The 8,445-nt window shown below is 35.2% G+C and carries 8 protein-coding genes and 1 pseudogene; 5 read left to right on the top strand and 4 right to left on the bottom strand.

The genetic code is table 11. The features are described 5' to 3' along the window. Positions 1-414 precede the first annotated feature (414 nt). From rnhB to ABWO41_RS12710, 5 genes are all read left to right on the top strand, one after another. Positions 415-1,011 (top strand): ribonuclease HII, encoded by a 597-nt coding sequence (gene rnhB, locus ABWO41_RS12730; protein WP_353138493.1) that lies wholly within the window; start codon positions 415-417, stop codon positions 1,009-1,011. Positions 1,012-1,025: 14 nt separating this feature from the next. Continuing rightward, positions 1,026-2,234, top strand: coding sequence for a glycosyltransferase family 4 protein (locus tag ABWO41_RS12725; RefSeq protein WP_353138490.1), 1,209 nt, complete (start codon positions 1,026-1,028; stop codon positions 2,232-2,234). A gap of 49 nt (positions 2,235-2,283) precedes the next feature. Further along, complete coding sequence (gene gcvT / locus ABWO41_RS12720) at positions 2,284-3,366, top strand: glycine cleavage system aminomethyltransferase GcvT (protein ID WP_353138487.1); 1,083 nt, start codon at positions 2,284-2,286, stop codon at positions 3,364-3,366. Between the two features lie 107 nt (positions 3,367-3,473). After that, positions 3,474-4,187 carry a 2-phosphosulfolactate phosphatase gene (locus ABWO41_RS12715; protein ID WP_353138484.1) on the top strand — a complete coding sequence of 238 codons (714 nt, stop codon included), beginning with the start codon at positions 3,474-3,476 and terminating at the stop codon, positions 4,185-4,187. Positions 4,188-4,193: 6 nt separating this feature from the next. After that, the gene (locus ABWO41_RS12710) at positions 4,194-5,093 is read left to right on the top strand and encodes an SMP-30/gluconolactonase/LRE family protein (protein ID WP_353138481.1); all 900 of its coding nucleotides are present in this window, start codon (positions 4,194-4,196) and stop codon (positions 5,091-5,093) included. A gap of 10 nt (positions 5,094-5,103) precedes the next feature. Here ABWO41_RS12710 and ABWO41_RS12705 read toward each other — a convergent pair whose 3' ends face one another. The 4 genes and pseudogenes from ABWO41_RS12705 to ABWO41_RS12690 form a co-directional block, all read right to left on the bottom strand. Beyond that, a complete protein-coding gene (locus ABWO41_RS12705; protein WP_353138478.1) occupies positions 5,104-6,438 on the bottom strand; it encodes a hypothetical protein in 1,335 nt (444 codons plus the stop codon). A 21-nt stretch (positions 6,439-6,459) separates the two neighbouring features. Continuing rightward, a complete protein-coding gene (locus tag ABWO41_RS12700; protein WP_353138475.1) occupies positions 6,460-6,936 on the bottom strand; it encodes a GyrI-like domain-containing protein in 477 nt (158 codons plus the stop codon). A 121-nt stretch (positions 6,937-7,057) separates the two neighbouring features. Next, complete coding sequence (locus tag ABWO41_RS12695; RefSeq protein WP_353138472.1) at positions 7,058-7,876, bottom strand: DUF4349 domain-containing protein; 819 nt, start codon at positions 7,874-7,876, stop codon at positions 7,058-7,060. Positions 7,877-8,343: 467 nt separating this feature from the next. Beyond that, positions 8,344-8,445, bottom strand: a pseudogene (locus tag ABWO41_RS12690) (pyrophosphatase); the annotation flags it as partial.

Raw genomic sequence — 8,445 nt, 5'->3', positions numbered from 1 at the left:
TTAAAACCAACGCTAAGCTGAACATTTCTTTCTATGCCCAACACCCAAACGAGTTTGACGAACAAGTTAATCAGTACAAGAAGGGAAACTTGACCCGCAAATTTTTTGGACATATAATTCTTGTTGAGCGATAAAGGTAAAAAGCTAAAGATAATATTTCAAAGAAATAACGCGTTTGTTGAAAAAGTATTTGATTTAACGTGACAATATATTTACAAAGCGACTAAAATAGAGTATTTAGTTCTAATTTAATAGTCTCAGGCCGTCAAAATAATTTTAATCGTAAGAAATTATGGTATTTGTATTTTCAATGCATAAATTAGTAACCAGATATTGCTTAGAAGCAGAAATCTGGCAAATAAGTTATCCGTTATATCGTTCCTTTGCTTAAAATATCTTGTTCAATTAAAATATATGCTTTTACCATTTTTTCAGGAGGAGTTTTTAGAGGCTGGTTGTGATGAAGCTGGAAGAGGCTGCTTAGCGGGACCGGTTTTTGCGGCAGCAGTTATTTTACCTAGAGATTTTTCGCATCCTTTACTAACCGACTCCAAGCAGCTTACAGATAAAGAACGTAAGTCATTACGTATAGAAATCGAAGAGCAGGCAATAGCATATGCGGTTGCAACTGTAGACCATGAGGAAATAGACCGGATAAATATCCTGAATGCATCTTTTCTGGCAATGCACAAAGCATTGGATCTGCTTAATGAAAAACCTGGTTTTATTATTATAGACGGAAATCGTTTCAAGCCATACAACAATATTCAACATCAATGTGTTATAAAAGGAGATGGTAAATATTATTCTATCGCGGCGGCATCTATTTTAGCCAAAACTTACCGTGATGATTTTATGGAAGCTATTCATGAAGAATTTCCGCTTTATAACTGGAACCAGAACAAAGGTTATCCAACGATAAAACATAGATTGGCGATTGCCGAGCATGGAATGAGTGTTTATCATCGGAAAACATTTAGAGTGAGCGATCCTCAATTAAGTATTTTTTAATAAACAATATAATCATGAAAGTGTTACTTCTCAGTAACCGGGTGCCATTTCCACCACATGGTGGATACTCAATTGTGGTATATAACACCATAAAAGAATTGCTGCGTTTGGGTTGCGAAGTTTCACTCTTCAGCCTCAATACTTCCAAGCACTACGTTTTTACAAGCACTCTAAATGAAGAATTATTAAAGAAAATTAAGTTTTATAAATATGGTATTGATGATAAAGTAAAGATGAAAGATGCTTTCTTTAATCTTTTTACCAGAAAATCTTATAATGTAAGCAGATTTTATAGTGAAGGTTGTGCCCACATGCTGAAGAAAGTACTGGAGGAAAACGATTTTGATATTGTCCAGTTCGAAGGCCTGCATGTTACACCTTATCTGGAAACGGTAAAAAGTAGCAGTAAAGCTAAAATCATTTACAGATCGCATAATATAGAATTTAAGCTATGGAAGCGGCTGGCGCTCAAGGAAGGGATGACACCTAAAAAGCTTTACCTGAATTTTTTAAGTAAACGATTAATGGAGTATGAAACTGAAATTGTTAACCATTTTGATGCTCTGTTTGCTATTAGCCGTTCCGACGAACATTTTTTTAAAAGTATAGGTTGTAAAACCACTCTTCATAGTTTTCCTGTTGCTTTAAATCTAAAAGAATATGAAAGCGTTATTTCATTAACTCCACACAAAAGTATCGGCTATATTGGTTCTATGGATTGGAGGCCTAATGTAGAAGGCTTAAGGTGGTTTTTAGACCAGGTCTGGCCCCAAATTCAAAAATTACCGAGTGGAATTAAATTTCACCTGGCAGGGAAGAATATGCCGGTTCAATTTTCACAGCATCATTATTCAGATTATATTCTGGAAGGCGAGGTGGATAATGCGCTCGAGTTTATTTCTAAACAACATGTATTTATAGTCCCGCTTTTCTCCGGAAGCGGTATGCGGGTGAAAATTATAGAAGCAATGGCTTTAGGAAAATGTGTTATCGCTACATCTATAGCTGCTGAAGGAATTAAATATCAACATGATAAAAATATACTCATTGCAGACAGAGCTGATGATTTCTATAAACAGATTCTGCGGTGCTTTACAGATAAGACACTAATTCCAAGAATTGGTAAGCAAGCCAAGCTTTTAGTGCAGCATCATCATGATATTGAAAAAGAGAGTAAAAAGATGTTGCAGACGTATCAAAAACTTTGTGAGGAACAGGTCTGATTTTTTGTTAATTTCGCGACAGATTTTTAAGATATAATCTGTCAAAGAAATGAAGAACACCGCGTTAACGGATAAGCATGTCGCTTTAGGAGCTAAAATGGTTCCATTTGCTGGGTTTAATATGCCGGTTCAGTATGCCGGAATCAATACCGAACACGAAACTGTTAGGAATAATGTAGGCGTTTTTGATGTAAGCCATATGGGAGAGTTTATTATCAAAGGTGAAAAAGCGTTAAGCCTAATCCAGAAAGTTAGTGCTAATGACGCATCGAAGCTTTTTGATGGTAAAATTCAGTACTCCTATCTGCCAAACGATAATGGAGGTATAATAGATGACTTGCTGGTTTATCGTATAGATGAAAAAACATATATGCTGGTTGTAAATGCTTCGAACATCGAAAAAGATTGGACATGGATACAGCAATATAATACAGAAGGTGTAGAAATGATAAATATTTCTGATAGGACCTCTTTATTAGCAGTACAAGGTCCTTTGGCAGCAAAGGCATTAGCTTCTTTAACCGATATCGAGTTGGCTAATATGGAATATTATACTTTTAAAAAAGGGGTATTCGCCGGTATTCCAAATGTTTTAATTTCTGCAACAGGTTACACCGGAGCTGGTGGTTTCGAAATTTACTTTGATACAATTCATTCAGAAACAATCTGGAATGCTATTTTTGAGGCAGGTCGGCCTTACGATATTCAGCCAATAGGTTTAGGAGCAAGAGATACTTTAAGATTGGAGATGGGGTTCTGTCTGTATGGTAATGATATTGACGAAAACACCTGCCCAATAGAAGCAGGTTTAGGCTGGGTAACAAAATTTACCAAGGATTTTGTAAATGCCGATGGATTGAGAGCCAGGAAAGAACAAGGAGTAACCAGGAAGCTGATAGGTTTTGAGATGATTGAAAGGGGAATTCCTCGTCATGGCTACGAAATAGTAGATGGAGACGATCAGATCATTGGTGTAGTAACTTCGGGAACACAATCTCCATCTTTACAGAAAGCTGTAGGAATGGGGTACGTTTCAAAAGTATTTTCAAAAGAAGGATCTGAGATTTATATCAAAATAAGAGATAAAAAAATTAAAGCTAAGGTTGTGAAAACGCCTTTTTACAAAGGTTAGTCAGCAGCATTTACGAGAAAAATCAAATACAATAAAACGCCTTTATAACCTAAATTGGATAGCGACCTTATTGAATTTTGATTTCTTCTTTTGAATTTTTTCAATACATGCAAAAAAGAAATTTAGAGGTTTGTTTAACGCCTGTTTTATTACCACTTTATCAGATAGAGAACTCTATAGTTGTTGTTATTGATATTTTTAGAGCAACAAGTTCTATCTGTTATGGAATTGCTAACGGTGCCGAAGCCATTATTCCGGTTGCGAAAGTCGAAGAGTGTTTAAGTTATAAAGGTCAGGAATGTTTGTTGGCAGCAGAAAGAGATGGGAGAGTTGTTGATGGGTTTGACTTTGGAAATTCTCCATTCGCTTACACCGAAGAAAAGGTTAAAGGAAAGACAATTGTGTTGACAACCACCAACGGTACCTATGCAATAGATGAATCTAAAAAAAGAGCACATCAGGTTATCGTAGGCTCTTTTATTAATCTTGATGCAGTTTGTACTTATTTAAAAAATCAGGACAAAGATATTCTGTTACTGTGTGCAGGCTGGAAAAACAGATTCAATCTGGAAGATACCTTATTTGCAGGCGCCGTTGTTTCCCAACTAGGTTTAGACGGTTTTGAATTTGATGATGCAGCTTATGCTGCTGAGGATTTGTATTTACAGGCAAAACACGATCTGGCAGGATATACCTCTAAAGCTTCTCATGGGAAACGTATGCAGAGACTAAATTTGCAGGAGGATATTAAATTTTGTTTGAATCATAATTTAACAGATACTATTCCGGTTCTGGTAGGACATAAATTGGTTAAAATGTAAGTAAATATGAATAGCAATCGGAACAAATTGGTCCTGATATGTTTGTTGATTATTCGAACAGCAATCGCCGGAGCACAAGTTTCTCCTATTGTGAAAGATAATGCAAAGCCAGTTTTAATTTCAAATGAGTTTTCCTTTACGGAAGGACCTGCTACCGATAGAAAGGGAAATATATTCTTTACAGACCAACCCAATAACAAAATCTGGAAGTATAATACCAAGGGGCAACTGACTTTATTTATGGACAATGCCGGCCGTTCCAACGGTATGTTTTTCGATAGAAAAGGTAATCTCCTTACCTGTGCCGATGAAAATAATCAGCTTTGGGCTATAAACAAAAGGAAACAAAAAACAGTCTTGTTAGATAATTTAAACGGTAAACTGTTTAACGGACCAAATGACGTTTGGGTTAGTAGTAGGGGAGATATTTATTTTACAGATCCATATTATAAAAGAAGCTACTGGACAAGGACTCAGGAACCTCTTTCGATAAAAGGTTTATATGTAATTTATAAAGGCGAGACTCAGGCAACTTTATTAGACTCTAATTTCTTACAGCCAAATGGCATAACTGGTTCTTCCAGGGATAATATTCTGTATGTGGCTGATATAAGAGACAGTAAAACTTATAAATATACTATACTAGCTGACGGAAGTTTATCAGCTAGGACCTTATTTGTAAATAAAGGTTCAGATGGAATGACTTTAGATAGCCAGGGCAACTTATATACCACAGGAAAAGATGTTGTTGTCTTTAATAGGGAAGGTAAGCAGATTGAGCATATTGTGATTCCCGGCACAAAGACAACCAATCTAAGCTTTTATGGTAAAAAGAGGGATAAACTGTTCATTACTACAGGCAGTGGAATTTGCTTGCTGGAGATGAAAGTGAGAGAAGGGAAGTGAGGTCTGGGGATTATCTCGATTTCGCATAAATGAACCCATTTAGTACGCTTACAAAAACTAATCCCATCATAAACAATAAAAGGAATTCAGTTTTGTTTTGCTTATAAACCTCAAAACTTTCTGTTTCAGGTTTAAAAATATAAAGAGGTGCAGCAAACCGCCTCGTAGATTCTACACTCTTTAAAGAAAGTTTGTCTTTCAGCATACCTTCCGGATCATGGTGAATGAGTTCAAAGAATTCGATTTTATGATCCATTATATTTTTAAATTTTTCAAAGTCATTCCGTTTCAATTGAATAAGATAATCTGGTGTAACAGCTTTTTTAAATGAATGTTTATAGCTTAAACTGGCCCAGTAAGAATATCTGCTTTTAGGACTCTGTTGATCTTTAAAGGGGACAGAAAAGACATTATTTATGCTGTGTTTACCCGATTTTGTGTTTTTGGAATGGGATTGATAGAATCCAACCCGATTTCTTCTAAAATCAAATTTATCTATGATAAAAAAGCGGTTGGACTTGTTATTCTGAATTTCTGAAATGTTCCTTACATGTACAGGATTGCTTATGATCGTATGAAAAGGTTTACTGCAAAGACCTATTAAGATTAAAGAAAAGAAAGTAGTTAAATAACAACTTCCAAAAATAGAGTGCCATTTTATGTTTATGCCCCATTCTCTTTTGAAATATTTATTGTATAGAAACCAAATTAATATCGCAGATATTACCATACTGGTAATAGTAATCTGATAAACCTCATGAAGTACGAATTTGTAAAACAGAATAGTAAAGGTTTGTATAAGAACGAGTGCTATTCCGAAAAAGAGATGATGAAAAAAACTCTTTTTAAATACTTCCGAAAAGCTAAATTCGGATATAAATTTTGAATCTTTTAATGATCTTATCCCTTCCAATTTTAGTGTTTTCTCTATTTCTGAGATAAAATTTATGTTGTTTCTTCCTAATACAATGACGTAAGGTTTTTTATCGAAAAAGTAAAACACCAGATAGTCATATAGCTTAGAAGAGGTTATTTCAAAACATTTAACCTCGTTTTTTCGTAACACTTTTTCTCTTACATTATAGACTAGAGAAGTCTCAGTCGAAAAATATAGATGCTCATCATCGGTATACAAAGTTGTTTCGTCATTAGAAACGTATGAAACACCGAATGAAATTGCTGCACCAATTGCCAGCAATATGACAGAAGCTAGCCATGGCTCAATACGGAATCTGTCCGATACAAGGAGAGCTATTCCTATTAATGCAATAATGAATACTATGCCTATCAAAAGGTTTTTTACAACGCCTGTTGTTTTGAATTTAATTGAATTCTCTGTTAGCATCCGGGGATGAGTTTGGTAATATTAAATGCTTTTAATTGGAATCCAGATCTCTTCTTCTGATGCAGGATCATCATTTACATACTTATCTCCTAAAATTTCAAAATGAGGCCTGTCGTCTAAAATATAACCTGATTTTGGTAGCCAGATGTTAAAAATGTATTGATAAACAGAGTTGTCGGTACTTGAACCTTTGTAATCAAAAACAGCATAAAGTCCTCCAGATAGAATAAATGTATCCATTTCATCAGGTACATTATCAAAATCTGTCACTTCCATGGCAGCCCATTTTTCAAATTCGTTTGTCGGTTTAAAATCTTTGAAATGCATGGTTGAATAAATAGCCATTGAAATTAAATCATCAGTAAGGTTATTAGTGATTACTTTCCGCTTTGGCATAAAATTTTTCCAAAGTTCTGTTACTTTATAATTAGCAAAACTCATTATAAGCCGTTTTCCTACTAATTTTTTCTCTGTAATTTTTTCTATTCTCGGAATCATTCCATAAAGTTAATATAAAGAAGTATTGACGTAATACTCTATCCCAGTATTCTGCTAAATAGTTTCACGTGAAATTGGATGAAGCCATTGGCTGTATAGGAGATAGGATCTTTTTGGCACTTCACTTCTTCTCGCGGGTTTTTATTCTTTGCCTTAGATACTTCTTGTATAGAATTACGATTGTAATGGCTAACAGCCATAGAGGCCATAATGTGATGATTCCTAAAATAAGATTTTTAAAAATATCAATACCATTAGAAAATGCGCTGGTAATTTCTTTCCCAAAGGAAACTTTGGTGATTTGAGTACTTGGGGAGATGATGTTAATTTGCACTTCGCTATAGCGGATTTGCTTTTTTAGTGAGTTAAAGCGATTTTGAGAAATTTCTATAGCTGTTTTTAACTCGCTCAATTTATTCTCTATCTCCAGCATATCGCTCATTTTATTTGCTTTGCCCAGCAATTGCAGATATCTGTTGAGTAATTCTTTTTGTGCATTTATAGTTGTTTCAGTTTCAATATATTCTTTGGTAACATCCAGGCGTTGAATATTTTTTCCGGTCATCTTTGCAGGGATACCTTCTAATTGCCCAACAAAGCTTTCGAACTGAGAGGAAGGAACCCGACACTTAATTGAAGTAAATAACTGGTTGTCGGAGGCGTTGCTGTCTTCTTGTTCCGTATAGCCTTTTAGAGATTTCAAAATTTCATTTATTTTTTGAATAGCTCTGTTGCTGTCTTCTGTTTCGAAAGAGATATTAGCTGATTTTATTACTTTGAGTGTAGAATCTATTGTTTGAGTGCCATTTCCGTTTGGAATGGCAGGAGCAGCCAATGAAACCTCCGATTCCATTATTTTATCCTCTGATTGAGAATTAGAAGAAGGACCATTACAAGCATAAAATAAAAATAGAATCAGGATAGCAAATACACTTTTCATAGACTTTTAGTATAAATACCTTCTACGCTTTAAAGGTAACCTTTACCTTTTCTGTTTCCGATTGTTTAGATAGGTTTACAATACTAAATCTTGTCTTCTCCAGGATTATTTAAAGGGCCATCAGCTGTTTTTACCGTGTGTTTTCTGGGAAGCAAGTACTGCTCTGGCCCGAGATAGAGAAATACCAGTTCCGATATTCCTTCGAGAATTGTTCGGGTGGATTTCGATAGCCGCCAAAGCCGGGTCGAACAATTCCTGAAGCATAGTAGAAGATTAGTGCAAGCATTTGCGAATCAGGTACGAAGCAAGTACGAACCAGGGTGCAAGCAGGTCCGAAGCATAACGGAGTTTTGCGGACTTTCATGGACTTTCACGGACTTTTGAAGACTATGGGTTGCTAATGAGCTGTGGATTTTTCCGGGATAAAAACAAAAGGCTTATAATTGGTTAGTTAGGCCATCTCTAAGTTACTTTAATTTTTCATTATTTCTATGTCTTTCTGCATCACGGATAGATTTTTTATCAAGGTTTTTTTCTAAAGCAGCTGTTAAATCTATTCCGGTTTGGTT

The sequence above is a fragment of the Pseudopedobacter sp. genome (assembly GCF_040392825.1).
Classification (GTDB): Bacteria; Bacteroidota; Bacteroidia; order Sphingobacteriales; family Sphingobacteriaceae; genus Pseudopedobacter.
Note: the sequence above shows the minus strand (reverse complement) of the source record. Positions and strands in the feature narration are given on the sequence as shown.